Source organism: Pseudomonas sp. D4-21, from assembly GCF_051132125.1.
Lineage (GTDB): Bacteria > Pseudomonadota > Gammaproteobacteria > Pseudomonadales > Pseudomonadaceae > Aquipseudomonas.
Genome location: NZ_CP071664.1, coordinates 2,656,721 through 2,676,067 on the forward strand (window position 1 = coordinate 2,656,721; position 19,347 = coordinate 2,676,067).

The 19,347-nt window shown below is 60.6% G+C and carries 17 protein-coding genes; 10 read left to right on the forward strand and 7 right to left on the reverse strand.

The window, feature by feature from the left end; genetic code table 11:
• Nucleotides 1-112: 112 nt before the first annotated feature.
• The 5 genes from J3Q04_RS11945 (at nt 113) to J3Q04_RS11965 (ending at nt 5,460) form a co-directional block, all read left to right on the forward strand.
• Nucleotides 113-1,402: an MFS transporter gene (locus tag J3Q04_RS11945; protein ID WP_434605936.1), complete on the forward strand. Its 1,290-nt coding sequence runs from the start codon at nt 113-115 to the stop codon at nt 1,400-1,402.
• Nucleotides 1,403-1,432: 30 nt separating this feature from the next.
• Nucleotides 1,433-2,263, forward strand: coding sequence for an amidohydrolase family protein (locus tag J3Q04_RS11950; RefSeq protein ID WP_434605934.1), 831 nt, complete (start codon nt 1,433-1,435; stop codon nt 2,261-2,263).
• A gap of 190 nt (nt 2,264-2,453) precedes the next feature.
• Nucleotides 2,454-4,637, forward strand: a complete 2,184-nt coding sequence (locus tag J3Q04_RS11955) for a PAS domain-containing sensor histidine kinase (RefSeq protein ID WP_434605932.1) — start codon at nt 2,454-2,456, stop codon at nt 4,635-4,637.
• A 53-nt stretch (nt 4,638-4,690) separates the two neighbouring features.
• Nucleotides 4,691-5,020 carry a response regulator gene (locus J3Q04_RS11960; protein ID WP_434605930.1) on the forward strand — a complete coding sequence of 110 codons (330 nt, stop codon included), beginning with the start codon at nt 4,691-4,693 and terminating at the stop codon, nt 5,018-5,020.
• Nucleotides 5,017-5,460 (forward strand): HIT family protein, encoded by a 444-nt coding sequence (locus tag J3Q04_RS11965; protein WP_434605928.1) that lies wholly within the window; start codon nt 5,017-5,019, stop codon nt 5,458-5,460. The genes J3Q04_RS11960 and J3Q04_RS11965 overlap by 4 nt, the downstream gene beginning before the upstream one ends.
• 3 nt (nt 5,461-5,463) lie before the next feature.
• Here J3Q04_RS11965 and J3Q04_RS11970 read toward each other — a convergent pair whose 3' ends face one another.
• From J3Q04_RS11970 to J3Q04_RS11985, 4 genes are all read right to left on the reverse strand, one after another.
• Nucleotides 5,464-6,333 carry an AraC family transcriptional regulator gene (locus J3Q04_RS11970; RefSeq protein WP_434605926.1) on the reverse strand — a complete coding sequence of 290 codons (870 nt, stop codon included), beginning with the start codon at nt 6,331-6,333 and terminating at the stop codon, nt 5,464-5,466.
• A 140-nt stretch (nt 6,334-6,473) separates the two neighbouring features.
• Nucleotides 6,474-6,767: a hypothetical protein gene (locus tag J3Q04_RS11975; RefSeq protein ID WP_434605924.1), complete on the reverse strand. Its 294-nt coding sequence runs from the start codon at nt 6,765-6,767 to the stop codon at nt 6,474-6,476.
• A 28-nt stretch (nt 6,768-6,795) separates the two neighbouring features.
• Nucleotides 6,796-7,824, reverse strand: a complete 1,029-nt coding sequence (locus J3Q04_RS11980) for an alpha/beta hydrolase (protein ID WP_434605922.1) — start codon at nt 7,822-7,824, stop codon at nt 6,796-6,798.
• 24 nt (nt 7,825-7,848) lie between these two features.
• Entirely contained in the window at nt 7,849-8,190 is a 342-nt protein-coding gene (locus J3Q04_RS11985; protein WP_434605920.1) for a cyclophilin-like fold protein, read from the reverse strand.
• Between the two features lie 230 nt (nt 8,191-8,420).
• On the opposite strand from J3Q04_RS11985, the gene J3Q04_RS11990 reads away from it, so the two are divergent.
• Nucleotides 8,421-9,311: a LysR family transcriptional regulator gene (locus tag J3Q04_RS11990; RefSeq protein WP_434605918.1), complete on the forward strand. Its 891-nt coding sequence runs from the start codon at nt 8,421-8,423 to the stop codon at nt 9,309-9,311.
• Between the two features lie 248 nt (nt 9,312-9,559).
• Here J3Q04_RS11990 and J3Q04_RS11995 read toward each other — a convergent pair whose 3' ends face one another.
• Together J3Q04_RS11995 and J3Q04_RS12000 are read right to left on the reverse strand one after the other, a co-directional pair.
• The gene (locus J3Q04_RS11995; RefSeq protein ID WP_434605916.1) at nt 9,560-10,090 is read right to left on the reverse strand and encodes a hypothetical protein; all 531 of its coding nucleotides are present in this window, start codon (nt 10,088-10,090) and stop codon (nt 9,560-9,562) included.
• Between the two features lie 45 nt (nt 10,091-10,135).
• Nucleotides 10,136-11,389 (reverse strand): hypothetical protein, encoded by a 1,254-nt coding sequence (locus J3Q04_RS12000; RefSeq protein WP_434605915.1) that lies wholly within the window; start codon nt 11,387-11,389, stop codon nt 10,136-10,138.
• 304 nt (nt 11,390-11,693) lie between these two features.
• Between J3Q04_RS12000 and J3Q04_RS12005 the strand changes: the two genes are divergently transcribed.
• Genes J3Q04_RS12005 through J3Q04_RS12020 form a run of 4 tightly spaced genes read left to right on the forward strand, consistent with a single transcriptional unit; the run spans nt 11,694 to nt 16,820 of the window.
• The gene (locus J3Q04_RS12005) at nt 11,694-12,176 is read left to right on the forward strand and encodes a formate dehydrogenase subunit gamma (protein WP_420763805.1); all 483 of its coding nucleotides are present in this window, start codon (nt 11,694-11,696) and stop codon (nt 12,174-12,176) included.
• Nucleotides 12,170-13,729, forward strand: coding sequence for a formate dehydrogenase beta subunit (locus J3Q04_RS12010; RefSeq protein ID WP_434605912.1), 1,560 nt, complete (start codon nt 12,170-12,172; stop codon nt 13,727-13,729). The genes J3Q04_RS12005 and J3Q04_RS12010 overlap by 7 nt, the downstream gene beginning before the upstream one ends.
• Nucleotides 13,726-16,602 (forward strand): formate dehydrogenase subunit alpha, encoded by a 2,877-nt coding sequence (gene fdhF, locus J3Q04_RS12015; RefSeq protein ID WP_434605911.1) that lies wholly within the window; start codon nt 13,726-13,728, stop codon nt 16,600-16,602. Before J3Q04_RS12010 ends, fdhF begins: the two co-directional genes overlap by 4 nt.
• Nucleotides 16,599-16,820 carry a formate dehydrogenase subunit delta gene (locus J3Q04_RS12020; protein ID WP_434605909.1) on the forward strand — a complete coding sequence of 74 codons (222 nt, stop codon included), beginning with the start codon at nt 16,599-16,601 and terminating at the stop codon, nt 16,818-16,820. The genes fdhF and J3Q04_RS12020 overlap by 4 nt, the downstream gene beginning before the upstream one ends.
• A gap of 1,257 nt (nt 16,821-18,077) precedes the next feature.
• Here the strand turns inward: J3Q04_RS12020 and J3Q04_RS12025 are convergent.
• The gene (locus tag J3Q04_RS12025; RefSeq protein WP_434605907.1) at nt 18,078-19,217 is read right to left on the reverse strand and encodes an epoxide hydrolase family protein; all 1,140 of its coding nucleotides are present in this window, start codon (nt 19,215-19,217) and stop codon (nt 18,078-18,080) included.
• Nucleotides 19,218-19,347: the final 130 nt, after the last annotated feature.

Below are 19,347 nucleotides of genomic sequence, written 5' to 3' on the forward strand. Positions count from 1 at the left end.
TCGTCCGGCAGCAAATACCGCTGCCCTTGCCGTTTTTGTTTTTCCTGACTGGCCTTGCAGCGGCACGGTTCGCGCTCGGCTGCCTTTCGTTCCACCTACAAGGATAAAAATCATGTTCAGTTGGTATCGGCAAATCACCTCCCGGGAGCGTAAGACGTTCTGGGCCTGTTTCGGCGGATGGTCCCTCGACGCGCTGGAAGTTCAGATGTTCGGCCTGGCGATCCCGGCGCTGATCGCCGCGTTCGCCTTGTCCAAAGGTGATGCGGGGCTGATCAGCGGGGTCACGCTGGTGACCTCGGCCCTGGGTGGCTGGGTGGGCGGGACGCTGTCGGATCGCTACGGGCGGGTGCGCACGCTGCAGTGGATGATCCTGTGGTTTTCGTTCTTCACCTTCCTGTCGGCGTTCGTCACTGGCTTCCATCAATTGTTGATCGTCAAGGCCCTGCAAGGCTTCGGGATCGGTGGCGAATGGGCCGCCGGCGCGGTGCTGATGGCCGAGACGATCAATCCGAAATACCGCGGCAAGGTCATGGGCACGGTGCAGAGTGCCTGGGCGGTGGGCTGGGGGTTGGCGGTGGGCGTCTTTACGCTGATCTATTCCCTGGTGCCGCAGGACATGGCCTGGCGGGTGATGTTCATCGTCGGCCTGCTGCCGTCGTTCCTGATCATCTGGGTGCGTCGCAACGTCGAGGAGCCGGACAGCTTCCAACGGCTGCAAAAGGAACAGGCCATTCCCCAGAGTTTTTTCAAGTCCCTGGGCGGTATCTTTCGCCCTGAGTTGATTCGCGTGACATTGTTCGGTGGCTTGCTGGGGCTGGGGGCACACGGCGGTTACCACGCGGTGATGACGTGGCTGCCGACGTTCCTCAAGACCGAACGCAACCTGTCGGTGCTCAACTCCGGCGGCTACCTGGCGGTGATCATCTTCGCCTTCTGGTGTGGCTGTGTGGTCAGCGGGCTGCTGATCGATCGCATCGGCCGGCGCAAGAACATCCTGCTGTTTGCGCTGTGCTGCGTCGTGACGGTGCAGTGCTACGTGTTCCTGCCGCTGACCAATACCCAGATGTTGTTCCTGGGTTTCCCCCTCGGCTTTTTCGCGGCCGGCATTCCGGCCAGTCTCGGGGCGTTTTTCAACGAGTTGTACCCGGCGGATGTGCGCGGCGCCGGTGTCGGCTTTTGCTACAACTTCGGCCGGGTCCTCTCGGCGCTGTTTCCGTTCCTGGTTGGTCATATGAGCGACTCCATGTCCCTGGGGTCGGCCATCGGTATCGACGCCGGCATTGCCTACGGCGTAGCGGTGCTTGCGGCGCTTTGCCTGCCGGAAACCCGAGGCCGCAGCCTTGAGGCCACGGCGCCGCCTGCACCGGACGGAGCGCCTGGCACCGAGAGCGCCCGGGCCTGATCACTGCTTATTTTTGAAAGATGAAGACCAATGGTTGATACCTGCACTACGCCGATCACCGGCATCGACAGCCATGCCCATGTGTTCAGCCGTGAACTGGAGCTGGCTGCGGTGCGGCGCTACACACCGGATTATGACGCCACGCTTGCGCAATACCTGGATCACCTGCGTTCCCACGGCCTGAGCCATGGGGTATTGGTCCAGCCGAGCTTTCTCGGCACCGATAACCGTTACCTGCTGGCCGCCCTCCGGCAGGCACCGGGGCAACTGCGCGGCGTTGTGGTGGTGGAACCCGAGATCAGCCGGACCGTGCTGAATGAAATGGCACGGCTGGGGGTGGTCGGCGTTCGCTTGAACCTGATGGGCAAGGCCGTGCCTGATTTTTGCGAGACAAGGTGGAAAGGCTTCCTGGCGCATCTTGCCGAGTTGGACTGGCACGTGGAACTGCATGCGCCGATCGACCAACTGGCCGGGTTGATCAGCCAACTGATCCCTTTTGGCATCCGCCTGGTGGTCGACCATTTCGGTCGTCCGGATGCCCGTCTGGGCCTCGACCAACCGGGTTTCGCCGAGCTGCTTGAGTTGGGGCTCGGCGGGCAAGTCTGGATGAAGGTCTCGGGCATCTACCGATTGGCGGGGACGGATCGAGAAAATCTCGACTTCGCCCGCTCCGCGTTGGCGATGCTGGAGCAGAGCCTGGGCCCTCATCGGATGGTGTGGGGCAGCGATTGGCCACATACACAACATGAAGGCGTCGTGGGCTTCGACACCGTTGTCCGGCAGTTGCGGGCTTTGCAATGCCCGGCGCCGCTCTTGCGCGCGCTCATGGTGGAAACCCCCCGCAGATTATTCAAGTTTTAAGACGCGCCCGCCGGTATGGCGAACTTTCCTGAACTCGTAGGCTGAATAAACATCTAGTATCTATTGCAGCTGCATGAAAAAATCCGCGCCGGCATATTTATAAGGAGTTATCCGGGCCGGGATCACGACTCAGGTTGAAGCCTGAGTCGTTGTGTAGCAGGCATTCAGCCAGGCGGATTGAGGATCAACCATGTCGAATATAGAAGCGTTTCCCACGGGGACGCGCACGCCGAGCGAGTATGAAAGCCTTGTGGCAACGGGCGCCAGCGCACTTGATGCGATTCCTGGCGCGGTGTACCTGTGCGATCACAACGGCTGGCTGGTGCGGCACAACAGCGAGGCGGCCGCCATGTGGGGGCGGACGCCGATTCTGGGGGAGGGCGGTGATCGTTTCTGCGGTTCCTACCGTTTGTTCCTGCCCGACGGCACTCCGCTTGCCTTCGAAGACTGCCCGATGGCCACAGCCCTCGTCACGGGTGAGGCAACGCGCAACCAGGAAGTGTTCATCGAGCGTCCGGATGGGTCGCGATTCATTGCCCTGGTGAATATCAGGCCGTTGAAAGACTCCCAAGGCATCATCCAAGGGGCGATCAACTGCTTCCAGGACATTTCGGCGCAGCATGCCTTGGCCGAAGAGTTGCGACGCAAGAATGAGGACCTTGAAGATTTCTTCGAGAACAGCGCCGTGGGCCTCCACATCGTCAGTGGTGAAGGCATCATCCTGCGCGCCAACAAGGCCGAACTGGCCTTGCTGGGTTATTCGCCGGAGGAATACATCGGCCGTAGCATCACCGATTTCCATGCCGACGAGCCGGTCATCAGCGACATCCTGAACAAGCTCGGCAGCGGTCAATGCCTGCAGGATTACCCGGCGCGCCTGAAGGCCAAGGACGGCTCGATCAAGCATGTCACCATCACGTCCAACGGCCGGTTCGAAGAGGGAAAACTGTTCAATACGCGGTGCTTTACGGTGGACATGACCAGTGTCCACGTGGCCGAGACGGCGCGCCAGGAGAGCGACGACAGACTCCTGGCGACTTACCAAGCGGCGACGATCGGCATTGCCGAGTCCGGCGCGGATGGCCGGCTGCTGCGCGTCAATGACGCCCTCTGCAACATGCTGGGCCGCACGCGCGAAGAGCTATTGGAAATGACATTCCTGGACTACACGCACAGGGACAGTACCGACGAGGATGCAGCCCTTTATGCACGCCAGGTGGCGGGTGAACTGGACAATTACGTGCTGCGCAAGCGCGCCTTCAAGCCCGATGGCGAGACCGTCTACCTGGACATCCACAGCTCGTCCGTGCGCGACGCCAACGGCGCGTTTCGGTATGGGGTCCGGATACTGCAGGACGTCACGCTGGCGCGTCGCATGGAAAATCAGATCCGCGACAGCGAGCGGCATATGCGCAATCTGCTCGAGGCCCTGCCGGCGGCTGTCTACACCACCGATGCTCAAGGCCGTATCACCTTTTTCAATCGGGCAGCAGTGGAGTTGTCGGGACAAACACCACAGTTGGGCGACCTTTGGTGCGTGACCTGGAAATTGTTCACCACCGACGGGACCTTCCTGCCCCACGACCAGTGCCCGATGGCAGTCGCCCTGAAGGAAAACCGGCCGATACGCGGGGTCGAAGCCGTCGCGGAGCGGCCCGACGGCACACGGGTGCCGTTCGCCCCGTACCCTACGCCGCTGCACGATGCCGAGGGCAACCTGGTGGGCGCCATCAACATGCTGGTGGATATCTCCGAGCGAAAACAAGCGGAAGACCGGCAAAAAACCCTGATCGACGAGCTCAACCATCGGGTCAAGAACACCTTGGCCACGGTGCAATCCCTGGCGGCCCAGACGGCACGCAACGCAGAAAGCGCCAAGGACGGTTACAACCGGTTCGAAGCGCGGCTGCTCGCGTTGTCCCGCGCCCATGACCTGCTGACGAGGCGGCATTGGGGCCATACGGCCCTGGGGTCCCTGGCCCAGGAGGTGCTCATGCCCATTTTCGGCACTGATTCTGACCGTATCACGATCGAGGGTGATCCCATTGACGTCGATACCCGGGTCGCGCTCGGCCTCACGATGACGCTCAACGAATTGGCGATCAACGCCCTCAAATACGGTTCGATGTCCGTCGAGACGGGCCGCCTTTCAGTGAGCTGGAATGTCCAGCCGCAATCAAACGGCGTGTTGCTGACCGTGGACTGGCGCGAGCAAGACGGACCGCCAGTGTCGCAACCGGAACGCGAGGGTTTGGGTTCGCGATTGATGAAGCGCTGCATCGAACGCGACCTGGGTGGAATATTTGTGCTGACCTTCGCGCCTGAAGGCGTGCTCTGCCGGTTCTCCTTCATGGTTCCCGAGCACCACGCATGACGATATTTGCCGGGATCAAGGTGTTGCTCGTCGAGGATGAAGGCACAGTCGCCATGCTGATCGAGGAAATGCTCGAAGAGCAGGGGTGCGAGGTGGTGGCCTCCATCCCGCGGCTTGCCATGGCCCGGGAGGCGGCGGGCACGGTTGAGGTCGATCTGGCGATCCTGGACGTCAACCTGGCCGGAGAACGGGTTTTTCCGGTGGCTGAAATCCTTCGTGATCGTAAAATTCCTTTTTTATTCAGCACCGGATACGGCGCCAGCGGCCTGCCCGCCGAGTTTGCCCAGTGCCCGGTGTTGCACAAGCCGTTTTCGGAAAACGAGTTGCAATTGAAGATAGCGTTGACGCTGGAAAACCAAAGCATGTCCAAGGAGCGACCATGAGTCTGCACGGCCAATACGATTCCCAGAACATTTTCGCGATGATCCTTCGGGGTGAAGCACCTGCCTACAAGATCTACGAAGATGACGATGTGCTGGCCTTCCTCGACATCTTTCCCCAGTCCCGGGGCCATGTGCTAGTCATTCCAAAGGGGGCCCAGGCGCGCAACATCCTCGACGTCGACCCGGCAATCCTTGGCAAGATGATGGCAGCGGTACAACGCCTGACCCGCATCATCGTCGACGAGTTGCAACCCGACGGCGTGCAAATCGCCCAATTCAACGGCGCGCCGGCGGGGCAGACGGTCTTTCACATCCATGTGCACATCGTTCCGCGCTGGGAAGGACAGGCGCCTGGCCTACATGGGCAAGGGAAAGCCGATCCGCAGGAGCTTGAGGCGTTGCAGGCGCGGTTGGTGGAGCGGATTCGCTCGGGGGCTTGATCCTCACCGCAGCGGAACGTACACATCGGTTTGCCATTGATCTCGTGGTGTCTCGGGATAGGCGCTCAGGTAGTGGAAAAACAGCGGCTGGTCACGAAGTTCCTCGCCGCTTGCGGGTAGCCATTCACGGTAGATCGGATAGATCGTTTCGCCGATATGATCAGGCGATCCGGCGTGGCGGACCACTGCGTAGCGACCGCCGGGGATGACCATCGGCTGAACACCGAACGCGTTCGGCGCCACTTCCTCATCAATCTCGCCGCAGATCGCGAAGCGGAAGTCGTGTGGCGGTGTGGTGTCGGGGTTGCCGTAGGGAATGCCAAACGTACGGCTTGATGCCACGGGCGACTGCCCGCTACGCATACGCCATTCGATGAACCGGTCCACGCTTTCGCTGACGAGCCCGGCCGGGCCGCGATGTTCAAACGCCGCAATCCTGACTTCAGGGAACTCGATGATTCGAACTTGCATAAAGATACTCCGTGAGAAATGGGGGATGGCAAACACCGTACTCCAGACCTGCCAGTTGGGTTTCTTCCGGAACGCGCTTGGCGCCATGCCGAACGCTCGGCCAAACGCTCGACAGAACGCCTCGGGGCTTTTAAAGCCCGCATCCAATGCGGCATCCAGTACCGAGTACCCAGCAAAGGCAACCAATTGATGTGCCGCGCGTCGTAGCCGCATCAGCTGCACATAACGTGAAACGGGCACGCCCATGAACGCCGTGAATTGTCGATGGAAGTGAAACACCGAGAAGTTCGCCACATCACTCAACGTTTTCACCGAGAGATCCCCTTCCAGATTGGCGTCGATGTAGGCGAGGACGGCGTCGAAGCGTCTTTTATAGGTGGAGGTCTTTGGCAAGTCGGGCACGGATCAGGGCTCTTGGAAACGGGTCGGGCCTAGAGTCGACTATACGCCGCGAGCCCGCCTAGCCGCTTTTGCTAAAAGAACTGGCGGGGACTACGAACGCGGACGGCTGAAATTACCCCGCCCGCCATTATCACCGCGTGTTACGCGGGTCCGATATGCACGCGGTACCGGATATGTCGATCGAATCGGTCTTCCGGATTTTCATAGGCTTCCAGCTTTTCCAGGAAGCCTATGGGCTCAAGACCGGCCAAGTCCTCTAGCGTCCAGTCAAACGGGAAGTCGCCGGAGAACGTCTTGCCTTGATGTTCAACCCAGTGATCGACGGGAAAGGGCATGTAGCCGAGCCACTCTGATTGATAGGTGATTTCATCAGAATGGCTCGTGGTCACAACGGCTCGGATCAGCTTCTTGATAATTGCTAGGCGTTCGTCCATGGGTTTTTCGAACCTGGTTGCCGATATATCACTTCAGGCTGTTCTGAAAGAAACTCATCAACTTGTCAAACGGAATCAGATCGACCCGATCATAAAGATCCACATGCCCGGCCCCAGGGATGATCACCAGTTCCTTGGGCTGGCCGGCAAGTTTATAGGCCTCTTCGCTGAACTCCCTGGAGTGGGCATCGGCGCCGGCAATGAAGAGCATCGGGTGAGGTGAAATGGTCTCGATGTCATTGAGCGGGTAGAAGTTCATGAACTTGATGTTGCTGGTGAGCGTGGGGTGCGTAGTCAAGTCCCTGGACGAGCCGGATGGCGTGAACTCGCCGCGTGGGGTGCGGTAGAAGTCGAAGAATTCGCGTTGGATAGGGTGGGTGTTTTCATCCAGCTTGTGCACCGTACCGCTGGTGTACAGCGTTTCACCGCCGGCGAACTCGACGTTACGCTGCTGCGTTGCCTGAGCGATGATGGCTCGGCGTTGATCGAGCGTCTGGGAATGCTTCAACCCGTTGCGATTGACGCCGCCCATGTCATACATGCTCACGGTGGCGATGGCCTTCATGCGCGGGTCGATCTTGGCGGCACTGATCACGAAGCTGCCGCTGCCGCAGATACCGAGGGCGCCAATCCGTTCCTTGTCGACGAAAGGTTGGGCACTGAGATAGTCCACCGCCGCGCTGAAGTCCTCGGCGTAGATATCCGGCGAGACCGCGTTGCGTGGCCGTCCCTCGCTTTCGCCCCAGAACGACAGGTCGAGAGAGAGGGTCACGAAGCCTTTTTCAGCCATCTTCGTCGCATATAGATTCGCGCTCTGTTCCTTCACCGCGCCCATTGGATGGCCCACGACAATCGCCGGATTGCTTGTGTTGCCGTTGAGTTTTTTCGGGATGAACAGGTTGCCTGCCACATTCATCTGATATTGGTTCTTGAAACTGACCTTTTTCACGGTCACTTCGTCGCTGGTGTAGAAATTGTCTGCGCCGTTGGATATATCGGCTCCTATCGCTGAAAGAGACGTGACGAAAAGCGTTAATAGAACGAGGATCTTTTTCATGGGTGGACCTGTCGATGCGGGTTATCAATCGTGGGAGAACGTCACTCGCACGGTGCCTGGGCCCAATGCCTGAGCGAGTCCCGAGGTGTCGGTCACTTGACCGAGGCGCGTGTAGGCGTAGGTCGAGTCGAAATCCTTGTAGAACACGACCAGGGTGTCCTTGCCGTACAGCATCAGGTCGCCGTTGCGGATGGTTCCCGGCCTGCTCGCCGTGGCGGGCAGCGTTTGGGGGAGGGTGGCGTATTTCTCGTTGCGATTGAGATCGCTCATCTCCAGTGCCAGTGGCGATAGCGCGACAAACCTCTGGGCAGCGGCGTTGTCAGCCACGGTAATGGCGAAACGCTGTTCACCCACGGTCATCCACATTGCCGTTTTCTCCGTGAGGGAAGATGCCAACGCAGCACCGTTGAGCGTTGCGTGGTTGCCAAGTACGAGCATGACCAGCGGCAACACAAGCCGGCCCGACCTTATCGCCGTTGTGCAGGGGTTCTTTTTCATAGGGGCCATGGTGACCTGCGCACAGTAAAGCGACTAGCTAATGAATGCTTAACAAGGCTATAAGCAAAGCTAATCAAACTGCTTGAAGTGCTTTCGCCATGGTCAAAAGAAATCTCAACGATCTGCTGTCTTTCGTCACCGTGGCGAGGGAGGGCAGTTTCACCCGGGCTGCCGGCGCATTGGGCGTCACCCAATCGGCGCTGAGCCAGGCGATCAGTGGTCTGGAGGCACGCCTGCAGATCCGCCTGCTCACGCGCACCACCCGCAGCGTGTCGCCGACCATCGCGGGGGAGCGCCTGCTGCAGGCCATCGGCAATCGTTTCGATGAGATCGAAGCTGAGCTGGCTATGCTCACGGAAATGCGCGACAAGCCCGCAGGCATTGTTCGCATCACCTGCGGCGACCACGTCTTGCGCACCACTTTGCTGCCGAAACTGACTGGGTTGCTGCATGACTATCCGGACATCAACGTTGAATTTGACGTCAGTTACGGCTTCCGTGACATCGTCGCGGACCGTTTCGATGCCGGGGTACGCTTGGGCGACACCATCGACAAGGACATGGTGGCAGTGCCGATAGGTCCTGAATTGCGAATGGCTGCCGTGGCTTCACCTGGTTACTTCGACACCCGCGCCATTCCCAAGAGCCCCCGCGACCTGCTCGGCCATCGCTGTATCAACCAGCGCATGCCGACTTCTGGCGGGCTTTATGTCTGGGATTTCGAGCGGCGCGGCAAGCAGGTCAACGTCCGAGTAGACGGCCAGCTCATCTTCAATACCTCGACCCACATCGTTGACGCCGCGTTGGCCGGACTGGGCATTGCGTACCTGCCGGAAGAGGAATTCGAACCGCACCTGGAGGCGGGCCGGCTGGTGCGCGTACTGGAGGATTGGTGCCCACCATTTCCAGGCTACTATCTGTACTATCCCAGCCGACGGCAGCCTTCGCCTGCCTTCACCCTGGTTGCCAATGCATTGCGCAACGTCTGAGAGTAAAACGCTACGCCAGTCAGCCGGAACCTATGCATCGTCTCAAGCGGGCTAGATCGATAGGTCATTTCGGCGCGAGTGTTTTGGTCAGGATGTGTTGCTCTTGTGGCGAGACGGGAGTCCTTTTTTCGTGGAGATCTGTGGGCTGATAAGAACTGCTGTTGCACTGAAACCGGGCGCTCCAATACCTCTAAAGAAACGTTACGGCTTGGAGAAAGCCGTAACGTTAGTGACTCATATACTAGTTCTTATGAGAATCTCGATATCCACCAAGTGATATAGGCTTCGAGGTGATTGTTTGACCATGATATGTATTTCAACCCTTGGTGGTTGGTCAGGTGTTTTATAGTCAGCGCCTCGGATTTACTTGCTGGATACCTTTCAAATACCGTATCTGAAGCTTTTGGGAAGTAGGAAATGGCAAATAATCGTCCATTTATAAAGCTGAATTGCGCAGATCCAGTATCGTTGTCTATTTTATAGTTGGATACTTCAAATATTTTTAAAGAAAATTTTTTTCGTAGAAGGCCGCTGTTCTTTTCTGAGCTTTCTAGGATTACTGGCTTGTAGCCTTCCGCCTCAAGAAAACTCAATGTCTGATCAACAAAGCCGCAGCTATTTAAGTTGTTTGTTAGCAGAGGTGGAGTGCCCTCGCAGGCAAGTTCAATGTTTACGGGTTCTTTGTATCTGAGTTGAAAGGCAGCAAAAAATACAACCGCTAGAGCAACCAATACTGCTGTTCTTTTCGATATTTTAAGAATGATGTTAATAGTATGCACCTTCAGAGCTTGCCTCTGTCCTTAAAATTCCATTATTAAGAAATGTCATGCAGCTTTGGGGGCAGTTTTCTGGGGGGTTGTTGCCCTTGGCTGCGCATATACCTGCTTGGTTGTTAAAATCATCCATGGCTCTTTCGCTGGGATTTTGTCCAAAATTGGATATTTCATTTGCCCAGCCTGTAAATGCTCGCCAAGGAGTTCGCCATTTAATCCGTAGATAAACGTTGTCGTGCCTTGAGAGGTGATTTTCTGGCTGCGTTGGCCGAGAGCGTTGTAGCGGAACCGAGCCTTGATAACCCCCTTGATTTTCACTTTGCTCAGGCGATTCTGCTCGTCGTAGGAAAACTGACGATTAGCGCGGTCTGCGGTCAGGTTGCCTGCCGCGTCGAAGTCTACCGAGTGGGTGCCTGCCTGCGTCAACCGATTGTTGCTCGCCCCATACCGATAAGACGTGCCAGCGGTGATACGTAACTCGCCGTCAATCAAAGTGCTGAGCGCTTTTCGGGTGCGGTTCCCCGCCGGATCATAAACGTAAGTCATCCGGTTGAAAGCAGTAGATTCCCCTATCAGGCGATCCAGTGAGTCATAGCTGTAGCCATGGTTGTCGACTGAGTCGCGTTGCAATTGAGTCATGTTTCCCTGGCCGTCGTAAGTATAGGTCTTGCTCTGGCCGGCAACGGTTTGAGCGGTCAGCCGGTAGTCCAGATCGTAGGTACGTTGAAGCGTAGCCCCGTTGGCCCAGGTCAGGTTTTTAAGCGGACCGAAAGGTTGATACGTGATGTGACTGGCAAATGCGGTTGGCTGCCCTGTGCCGCGCCGGATCTGCACTTGGCTGATTTGTCCTGCGGTGTTGTGCGAGTAGACGATGCCAAAATCCGCCGGATAGTCGATGCTGCTCAATCGATTGGCGACATCGTATCCATAGCCGATTTTTTCTGGCTGAGTGGCTGTGTTTGCGGGCGCTGTTTGCCGCTGGGCTGTAACGTTGCCTTGGGCGTCGTAGGTGTAATTCAGCACCCCGTTGACATCCTCCACGGCTGTCAGTCGGCCGATGCCTTTGTTACCGGCGGCAATCGAATCGTAGTGGAACTGAACGTCCAATGCCGGGTTCGTCGAATAGCGGCGGGCGGTCAGGCGATTGAGCGCATCGTCGCTAAAAGTCGTGACCACACCACGCGCGTCCACCTGTTGCGTCACGTTGCCTGCGGCATCGTGCTGGTAGTGAGTGGCGCCGCTGTCAGGGCTGTTCACCCGCGTCAGGTTTCCCAGGCCGTCGCTGACAGTCAGGAAAACGGCCAATAGCCACCGATCGCTGTGCGTCGCCTACAATCATTTGTGCATTTGACCTCCTGTGGACGCAGGACAACTTTTCACCCCTGGTCGCTTTCAGAACACGTTTAGTCGTCCATGTGCAATCGCCACCCCCCGGGAGTGGCAAGCTGTGAAAGATGCCCCGGACCCAGTGCGCCAAAGACACTTGGCCGGCGAGCAAGAATGGCGATCGGATTTGCCACGTAACCGTGACGTGGGCCGCACGCCGCAGCCAAGACTCCGAACGGCCACCGCCACGCGGCGCTGTCGTTCGAGATGCCGAGGTACGTTTATGCCTGATGAGACGCTTCACCTGCCTCTGATTCACGACGTGCTGGCGCGCAAGAAGGACACCCCCGGTGCCTTGTTGCCCATCCTCCATGCCATCCAGGAAGGGTGCGGGTACGTTCCCGACACCGCCGTCCCTGAAATCGCCCATGCCCTCAACCTCAGCCAGGCTGAAGTGCGCGGGGTGATCAGCTTCTACCATGACTTTCGCACAACGCCACCGGCGCGCCACACCCTGCGCCTGTGCCGGGCGGAGTCGTGCCAGAGCATGGGGGCCGAGGGGCTGGCTGCGCAGTTGCGCGAACAGCTTTCGCTGGATGACCACGGCACCAGCGCCGATGGAGCGATCAGCCTGCGACCCGTCTATTGCCTGGGCGCCTGCGTCTGTTCGCCGGCCCTGGAGCTGGACGGGGAACTGCATGCGCGGCTGACCCCGGAGCGCCTGCGCCAATTGGTGAATGGCTGCCTGGAGGATGGCCCATGCTGACCCTCTGCGTTCCCCGTGATTCAGTGGCCCGCGCCGTCGGTGCGGACAAGGTGGCCGATGCGCTGGTCCGCGAGGCCGAGCGGCGTCAATTGCCCTTGCAGGTGTTGCGCACCAGTTCCCGTGGGCTTTATTGGCTGGAACCGTTGGTGGAGCTGGACACACCTGAAGGACGCTTGGGTTTTGGCCCAGTCACGGCCCAGGACGTACCGGGCCTGCTCGACGCGCTGGCGGGTGATCCTGGTAGCCATCCATCGGCATTGGGATTGGTTGAGCACATTCCCTACCTCAAGAGCCAGCAACGCCTGTTATTTGCCCGTGCCGGCATCACTCAACCTTTGTCCCTCGATGACTACCGCGCCCAGGGCGGGTTCCTTGGCCTGGCCCGGGCGATCCAGACGGACGGCGCCGAGGTGGTGGCGCAAGTGCTCGACTCTGGCCTGCGAGGCCGGGGTGGGGCGGCTTTCCCGGCGGGCATCAAGTGGCGCACCGTGCGCGACGCTCCGGGGCCGCAGAAGTACGTGGTATGCAATGCCGACGAAGGCGACTCCGGCACCTTTGCCGACCGCATGCTGATGGAAGGCGACCCGTTCCTGCTGATCGAAGGCATGATCATCGCCGGCATCGCCGTCGGCGCGACTATGGGTTACATCTACGTGCGCTCGGAATACCCCGACGCCGTCAGCACCTTGAACGAAGCACTGCGCATCGCCCGCGAGGCCGGTTACCTGGGGACCGATGTGGGCGGCAGCGGTCGCGCCTTCGAGCTTGAAGTCCGGGTTGGCGCCGGCGCCTATATCTGTGGTGAGGAAACGGCGCTGCTCGAATCCCTCGAAGGCAAGCGCGGCACGGTGCGCGCCAAGCCGCCGCTGCCGGCGTTGCAGGGCCTGTTTGGCTTGCCGACGCTGGTGCACAACGTGGTGACGCTGGCCTCGGTACCGGTGATCCTGGAGAAGGGCGCGCAGTTCTATCGCGATTTCGGCATGGGTCGTTCCCTGGGAACCATGCCGTTTCAATTGGCCGGCAACGTTCGCCGTGGCGGCCTGGTTGAGAGAGCGTTCGGCCTGAGCCTGCGCGAATTGGTGGAAGAATATGGCGGCGGCACCGCTAGCGGTCGTCCGCTGAAGGCCGCGCAAGTCGGCGGGCCGTTGGGCGCCTGGGTGCCGCCAGCGCAGTTCGACACGCCATTGGACTACGAGGCGTTCGCCGCCATGGGCGCAATGCTCGGCCACGGTGGCGTGGTGGTCGCCGATGACAGCCTGGACATGGCCAGGATGGCCCGGTTTGCCTTGCAATTCTGCGCCGAGGAATCCTGCGGCAAGTGCACGCCGTGCCGCATCGGCTCGACCCGTGGCGTCGAGGTGGTGGATCGCCTGCTCGCCAGCACCGATGCCCATGCCCGTCAGGACCAGGCGCTGTTGCTGCAAGACCTGTGCGACACGCTGCAATACGGCTCGCTTTGTGCCCTCGGTGGGATGACGTCCTACCCCGTCGCCAGCGCCCTCAAGCATTTCCCCGCCGACTTCGGTCTGGCGACCTCGGAGGCCGACCAATGATCACCATTTTCGATCCAGCCAGCGACATCGACCTGGGCACCCCGGCCCGCGAAAGCGACGTGCAGGTCAGCCTGACCATCGACGGGCGCGAAATCAGGGTTCCGTCCGGCACCTCGGTGATGCGCGCGGCGGCCCTGGTCGGCACCACCATCCCCAAACTGTGCGCCACCGACAGCATGGAAGCCTTCGGCTCCTGCCGCATGTGCCTGGTGGAAATCGATGGCATGCGCGGCTATCCGGCCTCGTGCACGACGCCGGTGACCGACGGCATGGTGGTCCGCACGCAGACGTCCAAGCTCGCCACGCTGCGCCGCAATGTGATGGAACTGTACATTTCCGATCACCCGCTGGACTGCCTGACATGCCCGGCCAACGGCAACTGCGAACTGCAGACCGTGGCGGGGCAGGTGGGTTTGCGTGAGGTGCGCTACGGCTACGAAGGGGCCAATCACCTGGCCGAAGCCAAGGATGTGTCCAACCCGTATTTCGATTACGACCCGAGCAAGTGCATCGTCTGCAGTCGCTGCGTGCGCGCCTGCGAGGAAATCCAGGGCACCTTCGCCCTGACCATCAGCGGGCGCGGCTTCGACTCCCGAGTAGAAGCGGCTGGCGGCGAGAACTTCCTCGATTCCGAATGCGTGTCTTGTGGCGCCTGCGTACAAGCCTGCCCGACGGCCACGCTGATCGACAAAAGCGTCGTGGAGATCGGCCAGCCGGAACGCAGCGTTGTCACCACCTGCGCCTATTGCGGCGTGGGTTGTTCGTTCCGCGCCGAGATGAAAGGCGAACAACTGGTGCGCATGGTCCCGGACAAGAACGGCCAGGCCAACCACGGCCACTCCTGCGTCAAGGGCCGCTTCGCCTGGGGCTATGCCACGCACCCGGACCGCATCACCAAGCCGATGATCCGCAAGCACATCAGCGACCCGTGGCAGGAAGTCAGCTGGGATGAGGCGGTCACCTACGCCGCCAGCGAACTGCGGCGCATCCAGCTCAAGTACGGGCGCGATTCCATCGGCGGCATCACCTCCAGCCGTTGCACTAACGAAGAAACCTACCTGGTGCAGAAACTGGTGCGCACCGCGTTCGGCAACAACAACGTCGACACCTGCGCGCGGGTCTGCCATTCGCCGACCGGCTATGGCCTCAAGCAAACCTTGGGCGAGTCCGCCGGCACGCAGAATTTCGACTCGGTGATGAAGGCCGACGTCATCCTGGTGATGGGCGCCAACCCTACCGATGCACACCCGGTGTTCGGCTCCCAGCTCAAGCGTCGCTTGCGCCAGGGCGCACGTCTGATTGTCATCGACCCACGGCGCATCGACCTGGTGGATTCACCCCACGCCCGCGCCGAGCTGCATTTGCAACTGCGTCCAGGCACCAACGTGGCGATGCTCAACGCGTTGGCCCATGTGATCGCCACCGAGGGTTTGATTGACCAACCCTTTGTCGAGGCCCGTTGCGAGGCGACGGATTTCGCTCGCTGGCGCGATTTCGTCAGCCTGCCGGAAAATGCCCCCGAAGTCCTCGGCCCTGTCTGCGGCGTGCCTGCCGAGCAGATCCGCGCCGCCGCAAGGGTCTACGCCACGGGCGGCAACGCAGCCATCTATTATGGCCTCGGCGTCACCGAACACAGCCAGGGCAGCACGTCGGTGATGGGCATTGCCAACCTCGCCATGGCCACCGGCAATATCGGTCGCGAAGGCGTCGGGGTGAACCCGTTGCGTGGGCAGAACAACGTCCAGGGCTCTTGCGACATGGGCTCCTTTCCCCACGAACTGCCCGGCTACCGGCACATCTCCAACGAAACGGTGCGAGCCCAGTTCGAACAGGCTTGGAACGTGACCCTGCAACCCGATCCGGGCCTGCGCATCCCGAACATGTTCGAGGCGGCGCTGGACGGCACCTTCAAGGCGCTTTACTGCCAAGGCGAGGACATCGCCCAGAGCGACCCCAATACCCAGCACGTCACCGCGGCCCTGACCGCCCTTGAATGCGTGATCGTCCAGGACATCTTCCTCAACGAAACGGCCAAGTTCGCCCACGTGTTCCTGCCGGGCAGCTCGTTTCTGGAAAAGGACGGCACCTTCACCAATGCCGAGCGCCGCATTTCCCGCGTGCGCAAGGTGATGGAACCGTTGGCCGGCAAGGCCGATTGGGAAGCCACCGTCGCCCTGGCCGATGCCCTGGGCTACAAAATGGACTACCGCCATCCCTCGGAAATCATGGATGAAATCGCCCGTTTGACGCCGACCTTCAGCCGCGTCAGCTACGCCGAACTGGAGCGTCATGGCAGCCTGCAATGGCCGTGCAACGACGCCGCGCCGGACGGCACGCCGACCATGCACATGGAGGCGTTCGTGCGGGGCAAAGGGCGTTTCATGCTCACCGGCTACGTGCCCACCGACGAGAAGGTCAACGGCCGTTATCCGCTATTGCTGACCACCGGGCGCATCCTCAGCCAGTACAACGTCGGCGCCCAGACCCGGCGCACCGACAACGTCGCCTGGCACGAGGAAGATCGCCTGGAAATCCACCCGACCGACGCCGAGAACCGCGGTATCGCCGAAGACGATTGGGTCGGCATCAGCAGCCGCGCCGGGCAGACCGTGCTGCGGGCCAAGGTCACCGAGCGGGTGGCGCCGGGCGTGGTCTACACCACGTTCCACTTCCCCGAATCCGGCGCCAACGTGATCACCACCGACAACTCCGACTGGGCCACCAACTGCCCGGAATACAAAGTCACGGCGGTGGAAATCGTGCGGGTCAGCCAGCCTTCGGAATGGCAGAAGCGGTATCAGGCCTTCAGCGACGAGCAACGCCGCTTGCTCAAGGAACGCCGTCAAGGGGAAAAGGCCGAGGTGCGTCGATGAGCGCTCAGAACCTGATCAAAATGGCCAACGAGATCGCCCGGTATTTCGCCACCGAGCCTGACCACGCCCTGGCGGTGAACGGCGTTCGGCAACACATCAAGAACTTCTGGACACCAGGCATGCGCCGGGACCTGGGGGCTTGGCAGGAGAAATATCCGGATGCGGTGCTGCATCCGTTGGTGTTGGCGTCGCTGAAAGAGCCGGAGGAGGCGGCCTGACGCACAACCCCGACGGGAGCAAGCAATCCCCGTGGCGAGGGAGCTTGCTCCCGCTCGGTGGAGCAGCCGCGGCAAAACCGGGCGATGCGGTGTGCCTGGAGAAACGGAGTCGCTGATTTGGGGCCGCTTCGCAGCCCAGCGGGAGCAAGCTCCCTCGCCACGGGTGCAACGCTGCTTGGTCACAGGCCCGACGCGAAACCTGTGGGAGCGAGCTTGCTCGCGATGACATTCGATCAATCAATATTTTCACAGGCTGACACGGCGCCATCGCGAGCAAGCTCGCTCCCACAGTGCTGTTTGCTTCGAGATCGCGTCGTTCGATAACGCCGAATACGTCCATCGCCCTCAGCCCTTACAACCGACCTGTAGAACGCCCCAATCCCCGTGGCGAGGGAGCTTGCTCCCGCTCGGTGGCGCAGCCGCCGCAAAACCGGGCGCTGCGGTGTACCTGAAGAAATGCAGTCACTGATTTGGGGCCGCTTCGCAGCCCAGCGGGAGCAAGCTCCCTCGCCACGGGTGCAACGCTGCTTGGTCACAGGCCCGACGCGAAACCTGTGGGAGCGAGCTTGCTCGCGATGACATTCGATCAATCAATATTTTCACTGGCTGACACGGCGCCATCGCGAGCAAGCTCGCTCCCACAGTGCTGTTTGCTTCGAGATCGCGTCGTTCGATAACGCCGAATACGTCCATCGCCCTCAGCCCTTACAACCGACCTGTAGAACGCCCCAATCCCCGTGGCGAGGGAGCTTGCTCCCGCTCGGTGGCGCAGCCGCCGCAAAACCGGGCGATGCGGTGTGCCTGGAGAAACGGAGTCGCTGGTTTGGGGCCGCTTCGCAGCCCAGCGGGAGCAAGCTCCCTCGCCACGGGTGCAACGCTGCTTGGTCACGCCCGACGCGAAACCTGTGGGAGCGAGCTTGCTCGCGATGACATTCGATCAATCAATATTTTCACTGGCTGACACGGCGCCATCGCGAGCAAGCTCGCTCCCACAGTGCTGTTTGCTTCGAGATCGCGTCGTTCGATAACGCCGAATACGTCCATCGCCCTCAGCCCTTACAACCGACCTGTAGAACGCCTCAATCCCCGTGGCGAGGGAGCTTGCTCCCGCTCGGTGGCGCAGCCGCCGCAAAACCGGGCGCTGCGGTGTGTCTGGAGAAATGGAGTCGCTAATGTGGGGCCGCTTCGCAGCCCAGCGGGAGCAAGCTCCCTCGCCACGGGTCGTCATTTCCTACGAGATTTTCGGACCGCCTTGGCTTATCGCAAGTCCCGGAAAAATGCCCGAATATCCTCCGCCAACAACTCAGGCTGCTCCAACGCCGCAAAATGACCGCCCCGGGGCATCTGCGTCCAGCGCTGGACGTTGTAGCCACGCTCCACCCAACTGCGTGGCGGCAGCGGCAGTTCCTTGGGAAACAGCGCGACCCCCAACGGCGGCTTTATTCGCTCACCGCTGGCAAGCACCAGAGGCCGCCGACTGCCTTCCACATACGGGCGAAACGACGAGCCAATGCAGTTGGTCAGCCAATAAAGCGTCACATTGGTCAGCAGCCATTCGCGATCGATGGGGGCGCTCGGATCGCACCACGACAGAATCTTTTCGCCCATCCAGGCCAGCAATCCAGCAGGTGAGTCGTTCAAGCCCACGGCCAGGCTTTGCGGCTTGGTTCGCTGGATATGCGCATAGGCACCTTCGGCTTCGCTGAACGCCGCGGCGCGTTGCAGGAATGCGGTTTCCTCTTCGCTCAGAGGCGGGTCGGTTTCGCCCAGGGGCGGGCGGTAGGCGCCGGGGATGTAGTTGAGGTGGATGCCGGTCAGACGCTCGGCAAAGCGCACGCCCAACCAACTGGTGACAGCCGCGCCGACATCGCCGCCCTGGGCACCGAACCGCTCGTAACCCAGCCCGGTCATCAGCTCGCTCCATAACCCGGCCACTTCATAAGGCCCGCACCCGGTTTGCATGAACGGCGCCGAAAAGGTGTAGCCCGGCAAGGACGGTACTACCACATCAAAAGCATCGGCCGGGTCGCCGCCATGGCTGGCGGGGTCCGTCAGCAGCTCGATGATGCGCTGCATCTCGATGTACGAGCCGGGCCAGCCATGGGTGAGCACAAGGGGCATGGGATTGGGCCCGATCCCGCGCTGATGGACGAAGTGAATCTCTTGCTCGCCCAACGTGGCGACGAAGTGCGGCAGGCGATTGAGCGCCGCTTCCTGGGCCCGCCAGTCGAAGTTTGTCGACCATTGGGCGAGCAGATCGCGCAGCATGTCCGCGTCCATGCCTTCGCTCCAGCCCACGCCGGCCAAGGGCTCTGGCAACCGGGTGCGACGCAGGCGATCGTGCAGGTCGTCAAGCGCGCTGTCAGGGACGGCGATGGAGAAAGGTCGGACGAACATGTTTTGCTCCAGACGGGTGGTTTATTGAATTTATCAGACCGCCGTCGAGTCTTTGAAAAATGGACACCGCAACGGATCGGCGACCAGTCGCTGCCTGCCGACGTATTCCATTACCTCAGACAGCTGACAC

What these genes read in the sequence shown, in the direction of transcription:
- J3Q04_RS11945 (WP_434605936.1), top strand. Translation starts at nt 113, where the DNA reads ATGTTCAGTTGGTATCGGCAAATCACCTCCCGGGAGCGTAAGACGTTC.
- J3Q04_RS11950 (WP_434605934.1), top strand. Translation starts at nt 1,433, where the DNA reads ATGGTTGATACCTGCACTACGCCGATCACCGGCATCGACAGCCATGCC.
- J3Q04_RS11955 (WP_434605932.1), top strand. Translation starts at nt 2,454, where the DNA reads ATGTCGAATATAGAAGCGTTTCCCACGGGGACGCGCACGCCGAGCGAG.
- J3Q04_RS11960 (WP_434605930.1), top strand. Translation starts at nt 4,691, where the DNA reads ATGCTGATCGAGGAAATGCTCGAAGAGCAGGGGTGCGAGGTGGTGGCC.
- J3Q04_RS11965 (WP_434605928.1), top strand. Translation starts at nt 5,017, where the DNA reads ATGAGTCTGCACGGCCAATACGATTCCCAGAACATTTTCGCGATGATC.
- J3Q04_RS11975 (WP_434605924.1), bottom strand. Translation starts at nt 6,767, where the DNA reads ATGGACGAACGCCTAGCAATTATCAAGAAGCTGATCCGAGCCGTTGTG.
- J3Q04_RS11980 (WP_434605922.1), bottom strand. Translation starts at nt 7,824, where the DNA reads ATGAAAAAGATCCTCGTTCTATTAACGCTTTTCGTCACGTCTCTTTCA.
- J3Q04_RS11985 (WP_434605920.1), bottom strand. Translation starts at nt 8,190, where the DNA reads ATGTGGATGACCGTGGGTGAACAGCGTTTCGCCATTACCGTGGCTGAC.
- J3Q04_RS11990 (WP_434605918.1), top strand. Translation starts at nt 8,421, where the DNA reads ATGGTCAAAAGAAATCTCAACGATCTGCTGTCTTTCGTCACCGTGGCG.
- J3Q04_RS12005 (WP_420763805.1), top strand. Translation starts at nt 11,694, where the DNA reads ATGCCTGATGAGACGCTTCACCTGCCTCTGATTCACGACGTGCTGGCG.
- J3Q04_RS12010 (WP_434605912.1), top strand. Translation starts at nt 12,170, where the DNA reads ATGCTGACCCTCTGCGTTCCCCGTGATTCAGTGGCCCGCGCCGTCGGT.
- fdhF (WP_434605911.1), top strand. Translation starts at nt 13,726, where the DNA reads ATGATCACCATTTTCGATCCAGCCAGCGACATCGACCTGGGCACCCCG.
- J3Q04_RS12020 (WP_434605909.1), top strand. Translation starts at nt 16,599, where the DNA reads ATGAGCGCTCAGAACCTGATCAAAATGGCCAACGAGATCGCCCGGTAT.
- J3Q04_RS12025 (WP_434605907.1), bottom strand. Translation starts at nt 19,217, where the DNA reads ATGTTCGTCCGACCTTTCTCCATCGCCGTCCCTGACAGCGCGCTTGAC.